The organism is Arthrobacter sp. 9MFCol3.1 (genome assembly GCF_000620385.1).
Taxonomy (GTDB): domain Bacteria; phylum Actinomycetota; class Actinomycetes; order Actinomycetales; family Micrococcaceae; genus Arthrobacter.
Genome location: NZ_KK211131.1, coordinates 387,158 through 406,550 on the forward strand (window position 1 = coordinate 387,158; position 19,393 = coordinate 406,550).

Below are 19,393 nucleotides of genomic sequence, written 5' to 3' on the forward strand. Positions count from 1 at the left end.
CGCTGCCAGGGGCGCGTTGGGTTGGTTCAGCCTTCGGTGTCGCTGCCCTCGTCCGGTGTGAGGCGGCGTTTGGCCATCAGGCCCAGGGCCACCAGGATGCCGACCCCGACGGCGACGAAGACCATGACGCTCCAGGGAAACTGCTGCGACCCGGCCGGCGCAGGGGCGGGCGCCGGTGTGGTGCCCGGCTGGGCGGTGCCCATCGTGGGGACGCCGGCAGCCGCCGTCGTGCCTGCTGCCGCCGCCGTCGCGGTGAAGGTGAAGCTGCCCTCGATCGGGTGGCCGTCGGAACTGGCCACCCGCCAGTGCACGGTGTATTGCCCCGCGGGGGCGCCGGACTTCAGCTTCTGCGCGGCGACGTTGTCCACGATCTGCACCGGGCCGTCCGACCAGTTGGCGCCAGTGGCGTCGTTGACCAGGATCTGCGAGCCCAGGGCGAGCGGATTATGGTTGAACGTGACCGAGACCTGCTCCGGCGGTGCCGCGACGGTTGCTCCGGCGGCCGGGCTGGTGGACTCCGCAGTGTCGTGCGCCGACGCCGGGCTCACTGCTCCGAGCAGGACTGCCACGAGGACGACGGCGCCCAGCAGGGCACTGCGAAGCTGGCGGATACGGCGCATGGGCAGGCTACTCCTAGTGTTGGCTTCCTTACAGACTAGGCGAAAACGCAGGGTTGGCCGTTGGACGCCAAATAGGATTTAGGCAACACACATCACTCCCGGAGGACTAATGCAAGACCTAATGCTCAAGCAAGGCTCCGCACTCGACCGGTATTTCAAGATATCCGAGCGGGGGTCGAACGTCTCGCGCGAGATCCGCGGAGGGTTCGCCACGTTCTTCGCCATGAGCTACATCGTGGTGCTGAATCCCCTCATCCTCTCCGGGCCTGATTCCACGGGCGCAACGCTCGGCTTCCCCGCCGTCGCTGCCGTCACGGCCTTCGTGGCCGGCATCCTCACCATCCTCATGGGCGCGTGGGCCAAGCATCCCTTCGCCCTGGCCACCGGGCTCGGCGTCAACGCGTTCGTCGCCGTCACGGTGGCCACGAACCCCGGCCTGACCTGGCCGGACATGATGGGCCTGGTGGTGCTCTCGGGCATCACTATGCTGATCCTGGTCCTCACCGGCTTCCGGACGGCTGTGTTCAAGGCCGTTCCCGAGGGGCTGAAGACCGCGATCGTGGTGGGCATCGGTCTGTTCATCGCCCTGATCGGCCTCGTCAACGCGGGCTTCGTGCGCCGCATCCCGGATGTCGCCGGCACCACCGTCCCGGTCGGACTGGGCTTTGACGGCAAACTCCTGGGCTGGCCCACGTTCGTGTTCGTCTTCGGCCTGGTCCTGACCATCGCGCTGGTGGTCCGCAAGGTCAAGGGCGCCATCCTGATCGGCATCGTCGCCTCGACCGTCCTGTCCGTGATCCTGGAATCCATCCTGCACATCGGGCCCAGCTTTGACGGCAAGAACCACAACCCGCAGGGCTGGTCCCTCGTGGCCCCGACGTTCTCCGAGTGGGCGGCTCCGGACCTGTCCCTGATCGGCAAGGCCAACCCCTTTGGCGCCTTTGAGCACCTCGGCTTCGTCGCGGCAACCCTGCTGGCGTTCGTGATCCTGCTCAGCATCTTCTTCGATGCCATGGGCACGATGGTGGGCCTGGCCACCGAGGCCGGCACCATCGACAAGGACGGCAACATCCCGAACGTCGACCGCGTGCTGCAGGTCGACGCCCTGGGCGCGATCATCGGCGGCGGCGCCTCCGTCTCCTCGAACCAGATCTACGTCGAATCCGGTGCCGGCATCGGCGAAGGCGCACGCACCGGCCTGGCATCCGTCGTCACCGGCCTGCTGTTCCTCGTGGCCATGTTCTTCACCCCGCTGATCAACCTCGTGCCGTTCGAGGCCGTGGCCCCCGCGCTGGTGATCGTCGGCTTCATGATGGTCTCCCAGGTGGGCAAGATCGACTGGCAGGACTGGGGCATCGCGATCCCGGCCTTCCTGACCTTCACCCTCATGCCGTTCACCTACTCGATCGCCAACGGCCTGGGCGCCGGCTTCATCAGCTTCGTGCTGATCCGGCTGTTCCAGGGCCGGGCCCGCGAGGTGCACCCGCTCATGTGGGCCGTGGCCGCCGCGTTCCTGCTCTTCTTCGCGATCGGCCCGATCGAGGCCGCCCTCGGGATCCACTAACGCAGTTCCTCCCGGTCCCGCCGGGCGTTTAAGCCCAGTTTCCGGGATTCCGGACAGTCCGACGGCGGCGCCGCTGGTTTTCCGGCCCGGGCTGAGGTGAGCTAGGGGCATGGTTTCTCCCACGCTCCCCGTTGATGTCCCGCCCCAGCCCTGGACCGGACGGTTCGACGGCGACGGCGACGAGCACCGGCGCTGGTGGCAGGCGGTGACCCCCTACGCTCCCCGCACGGTTCCGGCAGGTTCCCCCGCTGCCCGCTCCGCCGTCATCCTCGGCTTCGGCAGCGACGCCGGAGTGCGGCGCAACAAGGGCCGGACCGGCGCCGCGGCCGCCCCCGCCGCCATCCGGGCCGCGCTCGGGCCGCTCGCGTTCCACCTGACGCGGGCCGTGCACGACGCCGGTGACGTCACCGTGGCCGGGGACGCGCTGGAGGCGGGGCAGGCACGTGCCGGGCTCGCGATCACCAGGCTGCTCGACGCCGGCCGGCTTCCCGTGGTGCTGGGCGGCGGCCACGAGACCGCCTTTGCCAGCTATCTCGGCGTGGCGGGGTCGGCGGCCGTGCGCGAGGGCCTGAGCGTCGGCGTGCTGAACCTCGACGCGCACTTCGACCTCCGCGATGAGCCGGTGCCCAGCTCCGGCACGCCGTTCCTCCAGATGGCCCGCGCGGAAGCCGCCTCCGGCCGCGAACTGCGCTACGCCGTCGTCGGGATCTCCGAGCCGAACAACACCCGTACGCTGTTCCGGACGGCAGAGGAGCTCGGCGTGGACTACCTGCTCGACGAGGACTGCTCGGCGGACGCCGCGCAGGCGTTTGTGGCGGCCTTCCTGGCCCAGGTGGACGCGCTGTACCTGACCATCGATCTGGACGTGCTGCCGGCCTCTGTGGCCCCCGGGGTGAGCGCGCCTGCGGCCTTTGGTGTGCCGCTGCCGGTGATCAGCGCCGTGTGCCGTCAGGTGGCCGCGAGCGGCAAGCTCCTGCATCTGGATATCGCCGAGCTGAACCCGGAGTTCGATATCGACGGCCGCACCGCCAAAGTGGCCGCCCGGCTGGTCAATACGCTGCTGGGATAGGTGGCGGTGGCGGGCAAGGCACGCTGCCGCCTCAGATAGGCGTTTTCGGCGCCTTACCCTCGTCGCCATGCTGCTGCGCAGCCTTCCGTTCGCGGAGCCGGTCCAGCCGGTTCATGACGGGAGCGGTCGTCGCCCCGTGCAGCACGATGGACATTCCCACCACCAGGCCGATGAACGCCCACAATTCCTCGGCCTGGGCGTTGAAGTCGCCCTTGCTGAGCGCGTAGGCGAGATAGTAGAGCGAACCGATGCCGCGGATGCCAAAAAAGGCAATGGCGATCCGTTCCCGCGGGCCGGTCTTACCCCGGGCCAGGCCTATCCAGCCGGCCAGCGGACGGATGAGCAGCAGGAACGCCAGCGCCACGAGGACCTCGGCCCAGCCAATGCCTGCCAGCAGGCCCCGCGCAATCGCGCCGCCCAGCAGCACCAGGATGATCACGGTCATGAGACGTTCGAGCTGCTCCACGTAGGAGTGCATCACGCGGTGAAACCCATGCGTGCGTTCAGCGGCCCGAATGGTCACGGCGCAGACAAAGACGGCGATGAACCCGTAGCCTTCCAGCATTTCCGTCACCCCGTATGCGAGGAACGTCGCCGCCAGCGCCACGAAGCCCTCCGAGTGGTTGGACAGCCGGACGCTGTCACGGGCGGAGAAGAACAGCCGGCTCAATGCTTTCCCTGCCAGCCAGCCGACGACCAGCCCCATGCCGATCCGCCACAGGACATCCGTGAGGAACCAGGGCAGCAACCACTCGGACGGCGCAGAACCGAACAGGCTGATGGCGATGGCCAGATAGACAAACGGGAAGGCCAGCCCGTCATTCAACCCTGCCTCGGAGGTGAGCCCGAAACGGATCTCGTCTTCGCCGCGCTCGGTTTCTTGCTCGTCGTCGGCTGGCTCGCCCACCTGCACCTCAGAGGCCAGCACCGGGTCGGTCGGGGCGAGCGCGGCTGCGACCAGCAGCGCCGCTCCGAGCCCCAGCCCCAGCGCCCAGAGTCCCAGCAGTGTCAGGGCAACAATGCAGACCGGCATGGCGATCCCCAACATCCGCCAGGTGGTGGACCATTCGCGTCGTCCTACGGGACGGTCGAGTGCGAGGCCGGCGCCCATCAAGGAGATGATGACGCAAACTTCCGTCAGGTGGGTGGTGAACTCCCCGTATTGCAGGGGGTCCGGGTCCGGCAGTCCGGGGATGAAGGAAAAGGCAAGCATGCCGGCTGCCAGGAAGACCATCGGCATGGACAGCGGCGCGTTGCGCAGCAGCTTGGGTAAGAGTGCGGCGGCAAAGACGGCAATGCCTGCCGCCGCAAAGACGATGCTGGGAGCCTCGAACATTGCTTATTCCTCCCGCCGGGGCCCCGGTGCCCGGGGATGAAGAGGGGCGCCGTCCCTGCGGAACGGCGCCCCTCTCACCAAGATACTCGTGTGCGGCGTGAAAACGGTCAGCCTAGCTGCGGCGGACCTGCACGCCGTCGGACTGCAGGAAAAGCTGCGTCTCGGACGGCCCGGCGGGGACCAGCCAGAGCACATTTCCGCTCACTGAGACTTCTTCGACCTCACCGGCCGCAATGACCTGTGCGTGCTTGACAATTTCGACTCGTTCGCCGACCCGGAGGCCGCTCCAGTCGGAAACCGTAGCTGCGGATGCAAGGCGCCTGGACAGTACCGTGCCGCGTGCTTTCATAGAACTTTTACCCCTTTGTATGTGTTCTTTGCCACAACTTCGTTGGTGTGGACTCTCCATTTGTACTACAGTTCCCGGGCCCCCGCCGTCCGTGTCGCCAAAGATTTCGGGGACGCCGGGAATTGTTCAGCCGCCGTGCATTTTGTTTCTTCTCAGGCTAGATTTCCGACGGCCGATTCGGCCGCCGCCCGGACCCTGCCCGACGCCACCAGGGCATCCGCCGCTTCGAGCTCCGGCGACAGGAACCTGTCGGTGCCCGGACCGTCGACGACGTCGCGCAGCGCGGCGATCACGGCCGCGCCCGCAGGTCCCGGCGTGAGTTCGCCGCCGGAGAGCTGGGTGCGGATGTCCAGTGCCCGGGCCGAGGTCACCAGTTCGATCGCCAGGACCCGGCGCAGGTTCTCCACCGCGCGGCGGAGCTTGCGGGCCGCGTGCCAGCCCATCGAGACGTGGTCCTCCTGCATCGCCGAGCTCGGGATCGAGTCCACCGACGCCGGGACGGCCAGCCGCTTGTTGTCCGAAACCAGGCCGGCCTGCGTGTACTGGGCGATCATGAGGCCCGAGTCGACGCCGGGGTCCGAGGCCAGGAAGGCGGGCAGCCCGTGCGAACGGGCCGGGTCCAGCATCCGGTCGGTCCGGCGCTCGGCGATGGAGCTCAGGTCCGCGACGGCGATCGCGAGGAAGTCCAGCACGTAGGCCACCGGGGCGCCGTGGAAGTTGCCGTTGGAGCTGACCCGGCCGTCGGGCAGGACCACCGGGTTGTCGATCGCGGCGGCCAGTTCGCGGGAGGCGACCAGGGCGGCATGGTCCACGGTGTCGCGGACGGCGCCGGCCACCTGGGGGGCGCAGCGCAGCGAGTAGGCGTCCTGGACCTTGGTGTCGTTGATCCGGTGCGAGGCCACGATCGGGGAGTTGGACAGCACGCGGAGCATGTTGTCCGCGGCGGCGGCCTGGCCCGGGTGCGGGCGCAGCGCAGCATGAAGCTCCGGCAGGAACACCTGGTCCGTGCCGAGCAGCGCCTCGACGCTGAGCGCGGCGGTGATGTCCGCCGTCGTGAGCAGCTGGCGGATGTCCGCGATGGCCATCAGCAGCATGCCGAGCATGCCCTCGGTGCCGTTGACGAGGGCCAGGCCCTCCTTTTCGGCCAGCGTGACGGGTTCGATGCCGTGCGCGGCGAGGAGTGCGGCGACAGGTTCCTCGTCCCGCCCGCCGTACGTCACGCCGTCGGGGCCCGTGGCTTCGCCTTCGCCCATCAGGACCAGGGCGCAGTGGGACAGCGGCGCGAGGTCGCCGGAGCAGCCGAGCGAGCCGAATTCGCGGACCACTGGGGTGATGCCGGCGTTGAGCACGTCCACCATGGTCTGCAGCACCACCGGGCGGACGCCGGTGCGGCCGGAGGCGAGGGTCTTGGCGCGCAGGAACATGATGCCGCGGACCACTTCGCGTTCCACGGCCGGGCCCATGCCGGCGGCGTGGCTGCGGATCAGGGATTTCTGCAGCTGGGTGCGCAGCTCGCCCGGGATGTGCCGGTTGGCCAGCGCCCCGAAGCCCGTGGAGATCCCGTAGGCCGGGACCTCGCTGTGGGCGAGGTCGTCGATGTGGGCGCGGACCTTGGCGACGGCGTCCAGGGCGTCCTGGGAAATGGTGACGTGGGCGTCATGGCGGGCGACGGCGACGACGTCCTCGGGGGTGACACCGCTGGAGCCGAGGGTGACGGTGAGCGGTTCGTGGGTTGTGACAGTCATGGTGTTCCTTCAATCTCATCGACTGCTCCGTAGCTGCCCTTTTAGTGGCTCAAAACGGCAGTTACGGAGCAATCGATGTGGGGTTGGGACCTTGGTTAGCGGGTTTCTGGGGCCACGCGGACAGGGTTCCCTGGCCGAGCTTGCGAGGTTAGGGAGTCCGTGGGGAACATGGGGATGCGGACGCCGCGTTCCTTGGCGACCTCGACGGCTCGGTCGTAGCCGGCGTCGGCGTGGCGGATGACGCCCATGCCGGGATCGTTGGTCAGGAGGCGCGCGAGCTTCTCCGCGGCGAGGTCGGTGCCGTCGGCGACGGAGACCTGGCCGGCGTGGATGGAGCGGCCGATGCCGACGCCGCCGCCGTGGTGGATGGAGACCCAGGTGGCGCCGGAGGCGGTGTTGAGCAGGGCGTTGAGCAGCGGCCAGTCGGCGATCGCGTCGGAGCCGTCGGCCATGGCCTCGGTCTCGCGGTACGGCGAGGCGACGGAGCCGGAGTCGAGGTGGTCGCGGCCGATCACGATGGGCGCCTTGACCTTGCCGTCCTTGACGAGCTGGTTGAACAGCAGGCCGGCCTTGGCGCGTTCGCCGTAGCCGAGCCAGCAGATGCGGGCCGGCAGGCCTTCGAACTCGACCCGTTCCTGCGCCGCGTCGATCCAGCGGTGCAGGTGTTTGTTCTCGGGGAAGAGCTCTTTGATGGCGGCATCCGTGACCGCGATGTCCTCGGGGTCGCCGGAGAGGGCCACCCAGCGGAACGGGCCGAGGCCCTCGCAGAACAGCGGCCGGATGTAGGCCGGGACGAAGCCGGGGAATTCGAAGGCGCGGTTGTATCCGCCCTTGCGGGCCTCGTCGCGGATGGAGTTGCCGTAGTCGAAGACCTCGGCGCCGGCGTCCTGGAACTCGACCATGGCCTGGACGTGCTTGGCCATCGAGGCCTGGGCCTTCTTGGTGAAGCCTTCGGGATCCGCGGCGGCCTCGGTGTGCCATTCCTCGACCGTGATGCCCTCGGGCAGGTAGCTCAGGGGGTCGTGCGCGGAGGTCTGGTCCGTGACGATGTCGACGGTGAGTTCGCCGGCGTTGTGGCGGCGCAGGATCTCGGGGAAGACCTCGGCGGCGTTGCCGACGTAGCCCACGGACCAGCCGCGGCGTTCTTCCTTGGCCTTGAGGACCTTGGCGATCGCGGTGTCGAGGTCCGTTTCGACCTCATCGAGGTAGCGCTTGCCGGCGCGGCGGCGCAGGCGGGTCTCGTCGACGTCGACAATCAGGCAGGCGCCGTCGTTCAGGGTGACGGCGAGCGGCTGGGCGCCGCCCATGCCGCCGCAGCCGCCGGTGAGGGTCAGGGTGCCGGCGAGGGTGCCGTTCTCGTCCCCGGTGAGCTTGCGGGCGATCGCGGCGAAGGTCTCGAAGGTGCCCTGCAGGATGCCCTGGGTGCCGATGTAGATCCAAGACCCGGCGGTCATCTGGCCGTACATCATCAGGCCCTCGGCCTCGAGCCGGCGGAACTCGGGCCAGTTCGCCCAGTCGCCGACGAGGTTGGAGTTGGCCAGCAGCACGCGCGGCGCCCATTCGTTGGTGCGGAAGACGCCGACCGGCTTGCCGGACTGGACCAGCAGGGTCTCGTCCTTTTCCATGGTTTCCAGGGTGCGGGTGATGGCGTCGAACGCGGCCCACGACCGGACGGCGCGGCCGGTGCCGCCGTAGACCACCAGGTCATCGGGGCGCTCGGCGACCTCGGGGTCGAGGTTGTTCATGAGCATGCGCAGCGGGGCTTCCGTCTGCCAGCTCTTGGCGGTGAGCTCGGTGCCGCGGGCTGCTTTGACCGGGCGGGCACCGGTGGTGAAATCGGCGGGTGCCATGAGGGTCTCCTTTGTCGCTGGATATGTGGCCGGATGATGCCTGTTCGGACGGGTGTCCAGGTGTATCCGGAGGAATGAGGTTCTGTATCAACTAAAGCCCCTTCGCGGCCGCGGAAACAGACCCAGCGGAGGGGTGCTGTCCGGGATTCCAGACCCTTCCCCTCCCCCGTTGCGCTATCACTTCCGGTTGCTAAAAAGGCCGGATGGCAGCCGCAAGCGATAGCGCAACCTGGGGGTTGTGGGGGGGTGCGGGTGGGGCGGGGCAACCGGTCAGGCGGGGCGGCCGTGGATCCGGACCGAGAGTTCGTCGGCGACCTTCTGGACCCGGGCGGCCAGGACCGGCCACTGGTCCGCGGGCAGCTTGTCCTCGAGGAAGGTCACGGCGACGGCGGCGGTGGGCCACCCCACGTGGTCGGTCACGGCGGCGGCGATCGACCCGAATCCGGGCGTGACCTCGCCGTGTTCGGTGGCGTAGCCGCGCTGCCGCACCTGGTCCAGATGCGAGGACAGCGCGGAGTATTTCATGATGGGCGATTCGGTTTCATGCCGGGCCGTGAACGCGGCGGCGTTCGGGTACAGCGCCCGGACCTGGGACTTTGGCAGCGCGGCAAGAATCGCGCGGCCGCTGGCGGTGAGATGGCTGGGCAGCCGGACCCCGACGTCGGTCACCAGGGACGGCCGGTTCTTGGCCCGCTCCTCCACGATGTAAAGCACGTCGCGGCCGTGCAGCACCGCGAGGTGCGCGCTTTCACCGATCACGTCCACGAGCGAGGCGAGCATCGGCCGGCCCAGCCGGGACAGCGGCTCCTGCCGGGAATAGGCCGAGCTGAGTTCGAAGGCGCTGATGCCCAGGCCGTAGCGCTGCTCCTCGTGCAGGTGGAGCACGAAGCCGTTCGCCTCCATCACCCCGAGCAGGTGGTAGACGCTGGAGCGCGGCAGTCCCAGCGCGGTGGCAATGTTCGACGCCGCCATCGGCCCGCGCCGGGAGGCCAGCAGCTTGAGGATGCGCAGGGTGTTCTCGGCGGCCGGCACCTTCGACGCCGCCTTGGTGCCGGCGGTCCTGTGGACGGTTTTGGGCGCGGCGTCGGGCGCGGCGGACAAAGTCGCGGCGGCGCGGCTCACGGCGGTGCTGGTGGGTGGCATGGATCCTCTTCAGGGTCGGGCGGTGTCCGGTATCCCGTACTTAAGCATGCGCCCCGCGACGGTCAACCGACACCCTCCCGCAGGAACGACTGTCTGGAATGCCGGACAAGTTCCGGAAGGCAGTGCAGGGGCTTCCCCTCGCCCGCCCGGCCTCCGGTGTGCCGATGAACATGGGCGCCGGCTTCCCGGCGGGTCCCCGGCCACCGGCACCAGCCCGTCGCCGCCTGCAGCGGCGGACATCCGGCGGCTCCGTTTCACGGACAACGGGCGGCAGGACGGACTACGATCGGGTTCATGAAGCACACGTGGGAAGCTTCCGCGGAGGGCATCATGGCCCTTCCGTCCGGCCGGCTCATCCGTGGCCGCGGCCTGCACTACCCGCTTCCGGCCGGGCCGTTTCCCGAGTTCGGCGTGTACCTGCTGGGCAAGCAGCCGCCGCCCGTGGGGTGGGAGTCCCGCTGGGTGCCCTGGCCCGACCTTCGGCTGCCGCTCGACCAGCCGGATGCCCTCGAGGCGTTCCGGGAGGTGTGGCGCCGGGCCGAGGCCGAACGGGTTGAAGTGGCCTGCTGGCGCGGCATCGGCAGGACCGGCACCGCGTTGGCCTGCATCGCGATCCTCGACGGAGTCCCGCCCGGCCAGGCGGTGTCCTACGTCCGCCGCCAATACCGGCGCCGGACAGTGGAAACCCCGTGGCAGCGGCAGTACGTCGCCCGCTTCCCCGCCGGGACACCGTAGGCCGCGCCGCACCAAACGAAACCGGGCTCAAATGGTGACGACGGCCTTCCCGCGGAGTTGGCCTGCGCGCAGGTCACGGATGGCCGCCGGCGCGTCCGCCAGGGCATAGCTCTTGCCGATAACGGGGGTCACCGCGCCGGCCTCGATCAGCCCGGTCAGGAACCGGAGGTCCTCCGCCCGTTCTGCGGACATGACGCCCGTGAGCCGCTGGCCGACAAACACCGAGAGCAGTCCGGCGCCGAGCGAACGTCCAATGCCCCCGGCCAGCCGCCCGCCGCCTTCCCCGCCGACGATCGCGAGCGTTCCCTTCGGCTTGAGCGCCCGCCGCAGCACGGTGAGCGGCCGGTTGCCGGCGGTGTCCACAATGAGGTCGAATTGCCGGGATCCGTCCGCGAAATCGTCATGTTTGTAGTCGATGACGTGGTCCGCGCCGATCGAGCGGACCAGATCGGTTTTCGCGGTGCTGCACACCCCCGTCACCTGCGCCCCGAACGCCTTGGCGAGCTGCACCGCGTACGTGCCGACACCGCCGGCCGCGCCGATGACGAGGACCTCCTGCCCGGCCTGGACCCTGCCGGCGTCCCGGAGCGCCTGCAGGGCCGTGACGGCCGAGATCGGAACGGCGGCGGCCTGCTCGAAGCTGAGGTTTTTCGGCTTCAGCGCGAGCCGGCCTTCCTTCGCGCACGCGTATTCGGCGAAGGATCCCTCGCAGGTGCCGTACACCTCATCCCCGGTCCGGAAGCCGACGACATTCCGGCCGACAGCCTCCACCAGGCCGGCCACGGCCCGGCCCCGGATGCGGGTCTTCGGTTTCCTGAGCCCGTAGCCAACCACACGGGTCAGGTACGGAAGGCCCGTCATGAGGTGCCAGACGCCCTGGTCGACGCCGGCGGCCCGGACCCGGATCAGCACGTCGTCGTCGCCGGGCACGGGGGCGTCGACGTCGCGCAGTGCCAGCACCTCAACGGAACCGTAAACATCCTGGACGATCGCTTTCATGGTGCGTCTCCTCTGGGTCAGCTCGCCATTGTGTAACCGCAGGCGCCGGACGACACCTCGAATGTGAGGAAATCCTGACATGTTGTCAAGCTCTTTCGCCGCTCCCCCGCCGGTCGGGGTTTGACGACGGCGGCGGCCGCCGCCCCGCGCGGGGCGCCGCACAGTCTGAAATGAAAGACACCAAGTTCCCGTGAAACTCATCACAGCAAGGCCGGACATGGTCTGCTGGATAGCGATCCCCCTCCCAATGACGAGAAGGTATTCGCATGCAACAAGCCCAAACCGCCACGAAACCGGCGCCCGCCGAAGCAGGCAACGGCAACGCCGTCACCGCCGTCGGCGCAGCAGTCGACTCCGTACTCAGCCGGGGACTCAACGTCCGCCACATCCGTTTCATGGCGCTGGGCTCGGCGATCGGCACGGGGCTGTTCTACGGCTCCGCCTCCGCCATCCAGAAGGCCGGGCCGGCCGTCCTGCTGGCCTACATGATCGGCGGCGCCGCGGTCTTCATGGTGATGCGCGCCCTCGGCGAAATGGCGGTGCGGCATCCGGTGTCCGGTTCCTTCGGCCAATACGCGAGCCGCTACCTGGGTCCGCTGGCAGGGTTCGTGACGGGCTGGACCTATGTCTTCGAGATGGCGATCGTGGCCATCGCGGATGTCACGGCGTTCAGCATCTACATGGGATTCTGGTTCCCCGGCGTGGAGCGCTGGGTCTGGATCCTGGCCATCATCTTCTTCCTGGCGGCACTGAACCTGCTCAGCGTCAAGGTCTTCGGCGAGCTGGAATTCTGGTTCTCCCTGATCAAGGTTGCGGCCATCATCGCCATGATCGCGGGCGGGGCGGCGATCATCGTCTTCGGCTTCCAGACCGGCGGCGCCACCGTGGCGCCAGGGCTCGGCAACCTCGTGGACCACGGGGGCCTGTTCCCCAACGGGTTCGAAGGGCTCCTTGCCTCCTTCGCCGTGGTGATGTTCGCGTTTGGCGGCATCGAGACCCTCGGCATCACCGCCGGTGAAGCCGCCGATCCGAAAACGGTCATCCCCAAGGCCGTCAACACCGTCCCCGTCCGGGTCCTGCTGTTCTACGTGCTGACCCTCGGCGTGCTGATGAGCCTGTTCCCGTGGGACGAAATTGGCAGCAACGGCAGCCCCTTCGTGCAGATCTTCAGCGGCCTGGGGATCCCGGCCGCGCCGCACATCCTCAACGCCGTGGTGATCACGGCGGCGCTCTCGGCGGTCAACAGCGACATCTTCGGCGCCGGCCGGATCCTCTTCGGCCTGGCCCGGCAGGGCCACGCCCCGGCGAGCTTCGGCAAGGTTTCCCGTCACGGGGTGCCGTGGATGACCGTCGTGATGATGACCGGCATCCTGCTGGTGGGGGTGGTGCTGAACGCCGTGATCCCGGAGGACGTCTTCCTGCTGATCGCCTCGATCGCCACCTTCGCCACCGTGTGGGTCTGGGTCATGATCCTGGCCTCCCATGTCGCCATGAAACGCGAGATCGCCCGCAAGTCCCTGCCGGCGTCGGAGTTCCCCTCCCCGTGGTGGCCCGCCGCCTCCATCCTGACCATCGCGTTCATGGCCCTGGTGATCGTGATTCTGGGCGCATTCGAGGACACCCGGGTGGCGCTGTACGTGGGCACCGTTTGGCTCGGCCTCCTGGTCCTCGCCTACCGGCTCTGGGTCCGCGGCCACGGCCGGGCGCGGGCGGAACTGGTCGACGAGACCGCCCAGCTCCCGCAGGTTCCCGCCGGGCGGTAATGGTCCCCGCCCCTCACAGGGCACTCCCGGGCGCGCCCTCACGGGGTTAAGATCAGGCATGGTTCCCGCCGCCAACCTCCTGGCTTTTGCCCTTGCCGCCCTCGTGCTCATCGCCGTCCCGGGGCCCAGCGTGCTGTTCGTGATCGGACGGACGTTGGCCCTGGGACGCAGGGGCGGGCTGCTGAGCGTCCTGGGCAACGCGGCCGGCGAGGTGGTGCAGATCGCCGCCGTGGCCCTGGGCGTCGGCGTGGTGCTGGCCCAGTCCCTGCTGCTGTTCAGCGTGGTGAAATTCGCCGGCGCCGCCTATCTGGTCTACCTCGGGATCCAGGCGATCCGGCACCGCGGCGGCGCGCCGGCGACGGCGTCGTCCTCGAACCCGACCTCGACCGCCCGCGTGCTCCGGGAAGGCTTCATCGTCGGCGCGACCAACCCCAAGTCGATTGTGTTCTTCGTGGCCGTGCTTCCCCAGTTCGTGGACTACTCGGCCGGAGCGATTCCCGTGCAGCTCGCTACCTTGGGGGCGGTCTTCCTGCTCATTGCCCTGGTCTCGGACAGCACGTGGTCCCTCGCGGCCGGGACGGCCCGGCACTGGTTTGCCCGCTCCCCCCGGCGGATCGCCGCTCTGAGCACCACCGGCGGCGTGATGATGATCGGGCTCGGCGGCACCCTCGCGCTGGTGGGCAACAAGAACTAGCACACTGCTCCAGCAGTACATCGCGGGGTCACTTACCGCCCATAAATACCTTCCGCATGGGCGATAAGTGACCCCGCGATGGTTTCGGCGGCCGGGTTACCGCGCGGACCAGCCGCCGTCCATCGTGTAGCTGGCGCCGGTGACCATCCCGGCGTCGTCGGAAGCAAGCCACGCCACCAGGGACGCCACTTCCTCGGGCTCCACGAGCCGCTTGACCGCTGATTCGGTCAGCATGATCTTGGCGAGCACCTCGGACTCCGGGATGCCGTGCACCTTCGCCTGGTCCGCGATCTGCGATTCGACCAGGGGCGTGCGGACGTAGCCGGGGTTGATGCAGTTGGACGTGACGCCGTGCGCCCCGCCTTCGAGGGCCGTCACCTTGCTCAGGCCCTCGAGCCCGTGCTTGGCCGAAACGTAGGCGCTCTTGAACGGCGAGGCCCGGAGCCCGTGCACGGAGGACAGGTTGATGATGCGGCCGAAGTTGTTGGCGTACATGTGCGGCAACGCGGCCCGGATCAGCAGGAACGGCGCCTCCAGCATGAGGGTGATGATGCGGCGGAAGTCGGCCGGATCGAAGTCCTCGATGGGGCTGATGCGCTGGATTCCGGCGTTGTTCACCAGGATGTCGCAGTCCAGGCTGAGCGTCTGGAGGGATTCGACGTCGAGCAGGTTGACGGCCCACGCGGTGCCGCCGACCTCGTCGGCGAGCGCGGCTGCCGCGGACTCGTCCCTATCCGCGATCACAACTTTGGCCCCGCGTGCCGCCAGCGCCCGGACGCTGGCCGCGCCGATCCCGCCGGCGCCGCCGGTGACCAGGGCCTTGCGCCCGTTCAGCGTGTTTTCCATAACTCAGCCTTCCATGTCAAAAGTTTCGATGAGGCGGCCGGCTCCAGCCATGCTGGAGCCGGCCCAAACTCAGGCAGCTCAGCGGGTGGCTGCCACGGGGAGGCCTTCGCGTTCGGCGTCGGCCCGGTCCACGTCCTCCAGCGCGATGCCCTTGGTTTCCTTCAGGCTCAGCACTGCCACGGTGGTGATGGCGCAGGCGACCAGCAGGTAGATCGCGGTCGGCAGCCAGGAGCCGGTGTCCTTGAGCCACTGGGTGGCCAGGAGCGGCGCCAGCGAACCGGCGAAGATCGAGGTGACCTGCGAGCCGAGGGAGACGCCGGCGTAGCGCATCCGGGTCGGGAACAGCTCCGACATGAGGGCCGGCTGGCCGGCATACATGAAGGCGTGCAGGCACAGGCCGATCGTGACCGCCAGGACGATGATTACCGGGTTGCGGGTATCGAACATCGGGAAGGCGAAGAACGGCCAGGTGGCGCCGGTGACGGCACCGACGAGGTACACCGGCTTCCGGCCCCAGCTGTCCACGAGGCGCCCGACCTGCGGGATGACGAGGAAGTGGACGACGTGGGCGATCAGCAGGGCCAGCAGCAGCGAGGAGGTGTCGTACTTGTGCACGGACTTCAGGTAGACGATCGCGAAGCTGACCACGAGGTAGTACATGATGTTTTCCGCGAACCGCAGCCCCATGGCCTGCAGGATGCCCTTGGGGTATTTGCGGATGACTTCGCGGACGCCGTAGCTGGCGGACTGATCCTCTTCCAGCTGGGCCTTGGCCTCGAGGAAGATGGGCGATTCGGAGACGTGGGTGCGGATGTAGTAACCGACGAACACGATCACGGCGGAAAGCCAGAACGCCACCCGCCAGCCCCAGCTGAGGAAGTCGGCGGAGCTGAGCACGTTGGACATGATGAACAGGACCAGGGTGGCGAGCAGGTTGCCCACGGGAACGGCGGCCTGGGGCCAGCTGGACCAGAAGCCGCGGGACTTGTTGGGGCTGTGCTCGGCGACGAGCAGGACTGCGCCGCCCCATTCACCGCCGAGGGCGAAGCCCTGGATGAACCGCAGGAAAACCAGCAGCGCCGGCGCCAGGTAGCCGAGGGTGGCGAAGCCCGGGAGGCAGCCCATCAGGAAGGTGGAGACACCGATGATGATGATGGTGAGCTGCAGGGTGGGCTTGCGGCCGAGCTTGTCGCCGATCTGGCCGAAGACAATGCCGCCCAGCGGGCGGGCCACGAAACCGACGGCGTAGGTCAGGAACGCCTGGATGATGCCGTCCAGTTCGTTGCCCGTGGCGGGGAAGAAGTACTTGCCGAACACCAGGGTGGCGGCGGTGGCGTAGAGGAAGAATTCGTACCACTCGACGACGGTTCCCACCATCGATGCTGCGACGATTTTCTTGAGCCCGGAACCCTTGGATGCGGGTGCTACGGGGGTTGTTGCAGAGCGTTCGTTTACGCTCATCTGATTCTCCTTAGTGTCCACGGTGACACGCGCTGTGACGCACAGCACTGAAATGGCTCCATTGAGTATTGCCGCACATCCACGGCGATTCAATGGCCAAACCGGCACCCTGTATGTGCAGAATTGCAGATATGAACGCCAATCCCGATGACCTGTTGGTCCTGCTCGCGGTGTCCCGTTCGGCGAAATTTACGACGGCGGCCCAGACGCTCGGGCTGAACCACACCACCGTCTCCCGGCGGATCGCGGCGCTGGAGAAGGCGCTGGGCGGCCGCGTGCTCTCGCGCGCCTCCGGCGGCTGGGAGCTCACCGAGCTCGGTGCCGAGGCCGTGCGGGTGGCCGAGCAGGTCGAGAGTGCCGTGCGCACCCTGGAACAGCCCGGGCACACGCCGGACCCCATCACCGGCGTCGTACGGATGACCGCGACGGACGGTTTCAGCGCCTACATCGCCGCCCCGGCCGTGGCCCGGCTCCGCCGCGACCATCCCGGCCTCAGCGTCGAGATCATCACCGTGACGCGCCGGGCGCTCCAGCAGCGGTCCGGCCTGGACATCGAGGTGGTGGTCGGCGAGCCGCAGGTGCACCGGGCAGAGGCCGCGCGGCTCGGCGAGTACATGCTGGGAATGTATGCCTCCCGCGGCTACCTCGCCGAGTACGGCACCCCCGCGACCGTGGAGGAACTGACGGCCCACTCGCTGGTCTATTTCGTCGATTCGATGCTGCAGGTGGACGATCTGGACGCCCCGCGGCGGCTGGTGCCCACCATGCGGGACGGCCTCAGCTCCACCAACGTCTTCGTCCATGTGGAGGCCACCCGGGCCGGCGCCGGGATCGGGTTCCTGCCCTGTTTCGCGGCCGACCTGCATCCGGATCTCGTCCGGCTCCTGCCGGAGGAATTCGCGGAACTGCTCCCCTACTGGATGGTGCTCCGGCCCGATTCGATGCGCCGGCCGGCAGTGGCCGCGCTCGTGCAGGCGCTGCGGGAGCAGACCGCGGCGCACCGCGATGCCCTGCTGGGCCGGGGAGCAACCACATCGATTGCTCCGTAGCCGCCGTTATGGTGCCGCAAAAGGGCCGCTACGGAGCAGCCGGCGTCCCTGCGCGGGGCCCGGCCGGGGGCTCGACGGGCGGCTCCGCGAGGGGCGGCTCCACGAGAACAGGCGTCTTCGGGTCATGCCGGACGGCGGCGCCGGCCGCGAACGCCCGCACCTTTTCGTCGTTCCAGATGTGGGCCGGCACCGCACCGCCGAGCAGGCGCCGCGCGAGGCCGGGGTCGTCGTCGAACGGGACATCGCTGCCGGCCATGACCATGTTGCCGTAGCGCCGGCCCTTCAGCATGGCCGGATCCGCGATGATCACTGTGTACGCAAAGGCGTCGGCGATGGTGGCGGCGTCCTCGCGGGCATTCTTGAGGTCCGGGGCGTCGCCGGAGTTGACCACATATATCCCGCCCGGCGCCAGGACGCGTTTGGCGTGCCCGATGAATTCCCGGGTGGTCAGCGGCCGCGGGGTCAGCGAGCCGGCGAAGACGTCGCGGATGATCAGGTCCCGGGTCTGCGGGGTCAGGCCCTCCGTGACCTCGCGGGCCTCCCCCACGCGCAGGCGCAGCAGCGGTGCCTTGGGCAGGTCAAACCAGCCCCGGACGTAGTCGGCAAGCTTGCCGTCCAGCTCCACCACCACCTGGCGGGCGTCCGGATAGGCGGCGTGGAAATAGCGTGCCAGCGAGCATGCTCCCCCGCCGAGGTGCAGGGCGCGCAGCCTGGGACCAGGCTCCCGCGGCCAGCGCGACTCCACCAGGGCTGCGATCCAGCGCATGTACTCAAAGTCCAGGAACAACGGGTCCGCGAGGTCAATGTGCGAGCTCATGACGCCGTTGATGCGCAGGAGCCAGCCGGTGGAATTGTCCTGGTCCGGGATCAGCTCGCAGTCCCCGGTATCGATGTAATACACCCCGGCCACAGGACCGGCCGGACGGGAACCCTTGGGCACTTCCACCACTCCCGGCCCGGCGGTTTGGGCGCCCCGCCCTTTGCCCCGCTTGGCCATCAGCTTTCCCCCGCATTATGCATGCTTCAACCCTAGTTCACCGACAGCCCCGCCCCCGGCCGCGGGAACCGGGGAACCCGGAACCGGGGAACGGGGCCCCGGGGCCGGGTGGCACCGCACCGGACGCCACGGGCAGCCCGCGGGACCAAAGCCCCTAGCCATTCCCGGGCCGCAGGGTTCTACTGGGGCTGCACAGAGTGCCGGGCGAAGGGGTGCGTCCGCCGAGCCGGGAGGGAAAATGTCGGCACCCACAGGGCAACAGGGCGGCACCGTGGCGGTCGGCTACGGCGGGTCCGGGGCCGCCCAACTCGCCGTTCGCTGGGCGGCCGAATACGCGGCCGCCGCCGGGCTGAACCTCCTGGTGGTCCATGCCTGGGTGTGGCCGGTCTTCACCAAGAACCTGGGCCCCGTCAAGGGGGTGGCCGGCAGCGGGCTGCGGCACTCCGCGGAAGCCATACTCGCCGAGGGCGTAGAACTGGCCCGCAAGGCCGTCCGCGAAGCAGCCGGCGCCGCGCCGCCGGGCCTCGAGCCAACCGTTTCCGAGAATGGGCCGGAACGCCCGGGCCCCGCCGTCGACGGGCTCATGGAGGCCGGGCTCGCGGCACCCGTGCTGCGCGACGCCGCCCGGGACGCGCGGCTGCTGGTAGTCGGCAGCCGGGGCCTCGGCGCCGTCCTGGGCCAGGTGGCCGGCTCGGTCTGCATTGATCTGGCCGGCTCGGCACCCTGCCCGGTGATGATCATCCGGCGCCCGCGCCGCCGGGCCCACCCCGTCGTGGTGGGAGTCGATGCCTCGCCCCGCAGCCCGGCCACGGTGGCCGAGGCCGTCCGGCTGGCCAAAGTCCTGGGCGCCCCGCTGCACCTCGTCCACGTCGAACCGCTGCGCGGCGGGGCGCGGGAAGATCACGGCCGCCACGCCATGCTCCAGGGCCAGGAGCTGCTCGACCGCGCCATCGACGAGGCCCGCGGGCTGGCGCCAGGGCTGGAGGTTTCCGGCGTCCTGCGCGAGGGCCATGGCGCCCGGGAGCTCCTCGACGCCGCGGACGACGCCGACGTCCTGGTGCTCGGGACCCACAACCCCGCGGCCGGAGCCGGCAACACGGTCTCCGCCGTGCTGCACAAGGCGCGCTGCAACGTGCTGGTCACCCGCTAGCCGCCGCGAACGTAACCGATGCG

At 69.0% G+C, this 19,393-nt stretch carries 17 protein-coding genes; 7 read left to right on the forward strand and 10 right to left on the reverse strand.

Features of this window, described 5'->3' with window-relative positions; genetic code table 11:
• Positions 1–26: 26 nt before the first annotated feature.
• Positions 27–620, reverse strand: coding sequence for a copper resistance CopC family protein (locus tag C560_RS0119170; RefSeq protein ID WP_026539421.1), 594 nt, complete (start codon positions 618–620; stop codon positions 27–29).
• A 121-nt stretch (positions 621–741) separates the two neighbouring features.
• Between C560_RS0119170 and C560_RS0119175 the strand changes: the two genes are divergently transcribed.
• A complete protein-coding gene (locus tag C560_RS0119175; protein ID WP_018774811.1) occupies positions 742–2,184 on the forward strand; it encodes an NCS2 family permease in 1,443 nt (480 codons plus the stop codon).
• A 109-nt stretch (positions 2,185–2,293) separates the two neighbouring features.
• Positions 2,294–3,253 (forward strand): formimidoylglutamase, encoded by a 960-nt coding sequence (gene hutG / locus C560_RS0119180; protein WP_026539422.1) that lies wholly within the window; start codon positions 2,294–2,296, stop codon positions 3,251–3,253.
• Positions 3,254–3,284: 31 nt separating this feature from the next.
• On the opposite strand, the gene C560_RS0119185 is transcribed toward hutG, so the two are convergent.
• From C560_RS0119185 to C560_RS0119205, 5 genes are all read right to left on the reverse strand, one after another.
• Positions 3,285–4,589 carry a cation:proton antiporter gene (locus C560_RS0119185; protein WP_026539423.1) on the reverse strand — a complete coding sequence of 435 codons (1,305 nt, stop codon included), beginning with the start codon at positions 4,587–4,589 and terminating at the stop codon, positions 3,285–3,287.
• Between the two features lie 112 nt (positions 4,590–4,701).
• Positions 4,702–4,938 carry a hypothetical protein gene (locus C560_RS0119190; protein ID WP_018774814.1) on the reverse strand — a complete coding sequence of 79 codons (237 nt, stop codon included), beginning with the start codon at positions 4,936–4,938 and terminating at the stop codon, positions 4,702–4,704.
• A 152-nt stretch (positions 4,939–5,090) separates the two neighbouring features.
• Entirely contained in the window at positions 5,091–6,683 is a 1,593-nt protein-coding gene (gene hutH / locus C560_RS0119195) for a histidine ammonia-lyase (protein ID WP_026539424.1), read from the reverse strand.
• Positions 6,684–6,778: 95 nt separating this feature from the next.
• Positions 6,779–8,533: a urocanate hydratase gene (gene hutU, locus C560_RS22450; RefSeq protein ID WP_051533279.1), complete on the reverse strand. Its 1,755-nt coding sequence runs from the start codon at positions 8,531–8,533 to the stop codon at positions 6,779–6,781.
• Positions 8,534–8,803: 270 nt separating this feature from the next.
• Positions 8,804–9,676, reverse strand: coding sequence for an IclR family transcriptional regulator (locus tag C560_RS0119205; protein WP_026539425.1), 873 nt, complete (start codon positions 9,674–9,676; stop codon positions 8,804–8,806).
• 294 nt (positions 9,677–9,970) lie between these two features.
• Here C560_RS0119205 and C560_RS0119210 point away from each other — a divergent pair, with 294 nt between their 5' ends.
• A complete protein-coding gene (locus C560_RS0119210) occupies positions 9,971–10,411 on the forward strand; it encodes a protein-tyrosine phosphatase family protein (RefSeq protein WP_026539426.1) in 441 nt (146 codons plus the stop codon).
• Between the two features lie 27 nt (positions 10,412–10,438).
• Here C560_RS0119210 and C560_RS0119215 read toward each other — a convergent pair whose 3' ends face one another.
• Positions 10,439–11,410, reverse strand: a complete 972-nt coding sequence (locus tag C560_RS0119215) for an NAD(P)-dependent alcohol dehydrogenase (protein ID WP_026539427.1) — start codon at positions 11,408–11,410, stop codon at positions 10,439–10,441.
• Positions 11,411–11,676: 266 nt separating this feature from the next.
• Here C560_RS0119215 and C560_RS0119220 point away from each other — a divergent pair, with 266 nt between their 5' ends.
• Complete coding sequence (locus C560_RS0119220) at positions 11,677–13,173, forward strand: amino acid permease (RefSeq protein WP_026539428.1); 1,497 nt, start codon at positions 11,677–11,679, stop codon at positions 13,171–13,173.
• A 58-nt stretch (positions 13,174–13,231) separates the two neighbouring features.
• Positions 13,232–13,867 carry a LysE family translocator gene (locus tag C560_RS0119225; RefSeq protein ID WP_026539429.1) on the forward strand — a complete coding sequence of 212 codons (636 nt, stop codon included), beginning with the start codon at positions 13,232–13,234 and terminating at the stop codon, positions 13,865–13,867.
• A 96-nt stretch (positions 13,868–13,963) separates the two neighbouring features.
• On the opposite strand, the gene C560_RS0119230 is transcribed toward C560_RS0119225, so the two are convergent.
• Positions 13,964–14,713: a 3-hydroxybutyrate dehydrogenase gene (locus C560_RS0119230; RefSeq protein ID WP_026539430.1), complete on the reverse strand. Its 750-nt coding sequence runs from the start codon at positions 14,711–14,713 to the stop codon at positions 13,964–13,966.
• A 78-nt stretch (positions 14,714–14,791) separates the two neighbouring features.
• The gene (locus tag C560_RS0119235; RefSeq protein WP_026266668.1) at positions 14,792–16,174 is read right to left on the reverse strand and encodes an MFS transporter; all 1,383 of its coding nucleotides are present in this window, start codon (positions 16,172–16,174) and stop codon (positions 14,792–14,794) included.
• Positions 16,175–16,305: 131 nt separating this feature from the next.
• Here C560_RS0119235 and C560_RS0119240 point away from each other — a divergent pair, with 131 nt between their 5' ends.
• Positions 16,306–17,223, forward strand: a complete 918-nt coding sequence (locus tag C560_RS0119240; protein ID WP_043423423.1) for a LysR family transcriptional regulator — start codon at positions 16,306–16,308, stop codon at positions 17,221–17,223.
• 28 nt (positions 17,224–17,251) lie between these two features.
• On the opposite strand, the gene C560_RS0119245 is transcribed toward C560_RS0119240, so the two are convergent.
• Positions 17,252–18,220 carry a spermidine synthase gene (locus C560_RS0119245; RefSeq protein ID WP_026539432.1) on the reverse strand — a complete coding sequence of 323 codons (969 nt, stop codon included), beginning with the start codon at positions 18,218–18,220 and terminating at the stop codon, positions 17,252–17,254.
• Between the two features lie 238 nt (positions 18,221–18,458).
• On the opposite strand from C560_RS0119245, the gene C560_RS0119250 reads away from it, so the two are divergent.
• On the forward strand, positions 18,459–19,370 hold the full coding sequence (locus C560_RS0119250; RefSeq protein WP_026539433.1) for a universal stress protein: 912 nt from the start codon (positions 18,459–18,461) through the stop codon (positions 19,368–19,370).
• Positions 19,371–19,393: the final 23 nt, after the last annotated feature.

Bases quoted from the DNA above. Each gene is read 5' to 3' on its own strand.
- C560_RS0119170 (WP_026539421.1), bottom strand. From the start codon at position 620: ATGCGCCGTATCCGCCAGCTTCGCAGTGCCCTGCTGGGCGCCGTCGTC.
- C560_RS0119175 (WP_018774811.1), top strand. From the start codon at position 742: ATGCTCAAGCAAGGCTCCGCACTCGACCGGTATTTCAAGATATCCGAG.
- hutG (WP_026539422.1), top strand. From the start codon at position 2,294: ATGGTTTCTCCCACGCTCCCCGTTGATGTCCCGCCCCAGCCCTGGACC.
- C560_RS0119185 (WP_026539423.1), bottom strand. From the start codon at position 4,589: ATGTTCGAGGCTCCCAGCATCGTCTTTGCGGCGGCAGGCATTGCCGTC.
- C560_RS0119190 (WP_018774814.1), bottom strand. From the start codon at position 4,938: ATGAAAGCACGCGGCACGGTACTGTCCAGGCGCCTTGCATCCGCAGCT.
- hutH (WP_026539424.1), bottom strand. From the start codon at position 6,683: ATGACTGTCACAACCCACGAACCGCTCACCGTCACCCTCGGCTCCAGC.
- hutU (WP_051533279.1), bottom strand. From the start codon at position 8,533: ATGGCACCCGCCGATTTCACCACCGGTGCCCGCCCGGTCAAAGCAGCC.
- C560_RS0119205 (WP_026539425.1), bottom strand. From the start codon at position 9,676: ATGCCACCCACCAGCACCGCCGTGAGCCGCGCCGCCGCGACTTTGTCC.
- C560_RS0119210 (WP_026539426.1), top strand. From the start codon at position 9,971: ATGAAGCACACGTGGGAAGCTTCCGCGGAGGGCATCATGGCCCTTCCG.
- C560_RS0119215 (WP_026539427.1), bottom strand. From the start codon at position 11,410: ATGAAAGCGATCGTCCAGGATGTTTACGGTTCCGTTGAGGTGCTGGCA.
- C560_RS0119220 (WP_026539428.1), top strand. From the start codon at position 11,677: ATGCAACAAGCCCAAACCGCCACGAAACCGGCGCCCGCCGAAGCAGGC.
- C560_RS0119225 (WP_026539429.1), top strand. From the start codon at position 13,232: ATGGTTCCCGCCGCCAACCTCCTGGCTTTTGCCCTTGCCGCCCTCGTG.
- C560_RS0119230 (WP_026539430.1), bottom strand. From the start codon at position 14,713: ATGGAAAACACGCTGAACGGGCGCAAGGCCCTGGTCACCGGCGGCGCC.
- C560_RS0119235 (WP_026266668.1), bottom strand. From the start codon at position 16,174: ATGAGCGTAAACGAACGCTCTGCAACAACCCCCGTAGCACCCGCATCC.
- C560_RS0119240 (WP_043423423.1), top strand. From the start codon at position 16,306: ATGAACGCCAATCCCGATGACCTGTTGGTCCTGCTCGCGGTGTCCCGT.
- C560_RS0119245 (WP_026539432.1), bottom strand. From the start codon at position 18,220: ATGGCCAAGCGGGGCAAAGGGCGGGGCGCCCAAACCGCCGGGCCGGGA.
- C560_RS0119250 (WP_026539433.1), top strand. From the start codon at position 18,459: ATGTCGGCACCCACAGGGCAACAGGGCGGCACCGTGGCGGTCGGCTAC.